We start from the raw sequence: 2,242 nt of genomic DNA, 5'->3' as shown, positions 1-2,242 counted from the left end.
TAAAAAAGCAGCTTTCTATACATGTATAGAAAGCTGCTTTTTTACGTGACAGTTTCAAACTTCAGGGTGTGAGGTGGGATAGTTTTTGTTTACCCGTCTATATCTAAATAAAACAATCTAAATGATAATGAAGTAGAAATTATTTATTCCGTTTGTTTATAAATTGTTTAAATATAAGAAGAAGCAGTTTAGCTTTGGAAAATAAGGGAAGAAGTATACTAACTTGCCTGTGTATATTTAGAAAAGGAGGGATAAAGATGTCGTTAGCTCATTTTGATGATATTTCAGAAATTTGCTATGCATGTGAAAAACAGCCTCTTGGGAAAAGACAAAAACGCATTGGCGTATGGACGGAAAAAGAAATGAGAAAGCCTGTTGAAGAGAGAGTAGAAAATCAGAAGGTGGTCGCCCTTTCTCGTTAATGTAAAAAAGCCTTTAGCTCATCTAAAGGCTTTTTTACATATTGGCGTTTGGACATGTGTGAAGGGTCATAGAAGCAATCGTTATAAATCTTCTAGTCTTTGAACTTTTTTGCCTTCTATTTTATGCTGTTCCATTGTTTCTTTTAACTCTTTGTTCGCCGTTGTCATCGTTGTTTCATTTGTTACGCCCATAAATGACCAGCCGTGAGATTCAAGCCAGTACTTGAATTCCCGCAAAAACTCTTCCTGCGTTCCTCCCGTATGATAAAAAGCTCCTTGAATTGTAATAGCCGGTTTCTCCGTGTTATACGTCACATACATTTTATTTGCACACATCCGAATAGACCTCCTCTATTAATAAACAAACGTAAATTGACAAAGAAGCGCTGAATCATCCCTCAATAGTTACACTATTTCTCTATTTGACTGCTGTTTTCCTTTTTATCTCTGCGATTAATCATAATAAAATCAAGTTTTTTACAGAAAGAGGAATGTAAGTAAACAGATAAAAAGCTCGTTTCGCAATCAAACCGTCATATTTCTACATATTCTTTAAGGGTCATGTAAAAGTTGTAACATAATGAATGGCACTGTAAGAAACTTAATCCAATTAGAACAAATGTTACTGTTTTTTTTAATGAAAAGGCGAATCTATGTGCTAAGGTAATAACAGGTTCAAATTTTAGGAGGTAGTTTTTGTGAGTAAAAAACGTGTAAAAAAATGGGCAGTTGCTTCTGCAGCGTCTGTAGCATTTCTAGCAAGTCAAGGAACAGCATCAGCAGCAGCTTCGCACAAAGTCGTAAAAGGAGATACCTTGTGGGGGCTTGGCCAACAAAATGGGGTTACGGTAGATGAGCTAAAAGGTGCTAATAACCGCCAAAACGACATGATTTACGTTGGAGAAACATTAACGATTCCTGACCAGGGACAAGCACAACCTGCCGCTAGTCCGGCAACATCTGTACATACAGTAGCACAAGGCGAAACGTTATATCATATTGCAACACAAAACGGCATGACTGTGGATCAGTTAAAAGCTGTTAACGGTTTACAAAGTGATATCATTACCATCGGACAAACGTTAAAACTTCAAGGAGAAGCACCGGCGCAGGCACAAACTGCTCCGTCTACATCGGTTTCTGCACAAGATCAAGATTTACTAGCAAGATTAGTAGAGGCAGAAGCAAARGGTGAGCCGTATCAAGGAAAAGTAGCGGTAGCAATTGTGGTATTAAACCGTGTAGCTTCACCCGAATTTCCAAATAACATTCACGACGTTATTTATCAGCAGCTAGGAAACGGTGTATATCAATTTTCACCAGTAGCAAACGGCGCAATTAATCAGCCTGCATCAGAAGAATCAAAACAAGCGGTAAGCGAAGCATTATCAAACCCGCATGAAAACGATGCGCTGTTTTTCTATAATCCGAAAATCGCTGAAAGCCAATGGGTTGCAACGCAGCAAGTAACGGCAGTTATCGGAAACCATGTATTTGCAAAATAAGTAGATTTCTTTCAAATATAAACATATATTTCATATATATGTAATGTTGATACAGAGAGACTGCCACAAAAGTATTTTGCTTAAAGTTAAATCCGAATCATTAATCGTTATTAATGGTTCGGATTTTTTTGTTGTTATGGTAAACGCAGATTTCATATATGTGGTGGTTTCTAGCTGTTAATTGGAGGGCAAGGCGAAGACTCCTGCGAAAAAAGCGGAAAGCGAGAAGCCTTGCACGGAAATCAAGATCGGCGTACCAAGCGATCCATACGAGTTAATGTATCTAATTTATTCATCTTTAGATTAATACAGTTA

The 2,242-nt window shown here is 37.5% G+C and carries 3 protein-coding genes; 2 read left to right on the top strand and 1 reads right to left on the bottom strand.

The genetic code is table 11. The features are described from left to right. Window positions 1-257 precede the first annotated feature (257 nt). Window positions 258-422, top strand: a complete 165-nt coding sequence (locus AC1DRF_RS24010; RefSeq protein WP_013057894.1) for a hypothetical protein — start codon at window positions 258-260, stop codon at window positions 420-422. A gap of 81 nt (window positions 423-503) precedes the next feature. Here AC1DRF_RS24010 and AC1DRF_RS24005 read toward each other — a convergent pair whose 3' ends face one another. Continuing rightward, window positions 504-758 carry a hypothetical protein gene (locus AC1DRF_RS24005; protein WP_013057893.1) on the bottom strand — a complete coding sequence of 85 codons (255 nt, stop codon included), beginning with the start codon at window positions 756-758 and terminating at the stop codon, window positions 504-506. A 362-nt stretch (window positions 759-1,120) separates the two neighbouring features. Here AC1DRF_RS24005 and AC1DRF_RS24000 point away from each other — a divergent pair, with 362 nt between their 5' ends. Continuing rightward, entirely contained in the window at window positions 1,121-1,927 is an 807-nt protein-coding gene (locus tag AC1DRF_RS24000) for a cell wall hydrolase (RefSeq protein ID WP_427075955.1), read from the top strand. The last annotated feature ends 315 nt before the right edge of the window (window positions 1,928-2,242 follow it).

It is taken from the genome of Priestia sp. P5_B4 (genome assembly GCF_056400385.1).
This window is presented reverse-complemented; position numbering and strand designations above follow the sequence as displayed.

Coding starts and splice junctions, on each gene's coding strand:
- AC1DRF_RS24010 (WP_013057894.1), top strand. CDS start 258: ATGTCGTTAGCTCATTTTGATGATATTTCAGAAATTTGCTATGCATGT.
- AC1DRF_RS24005 (WP_013057893.1), bottom strand. CDS start 758: ATGTGTGCAAATAAAATGTATGTGACGTATAACACGGAGAAACCGGCT.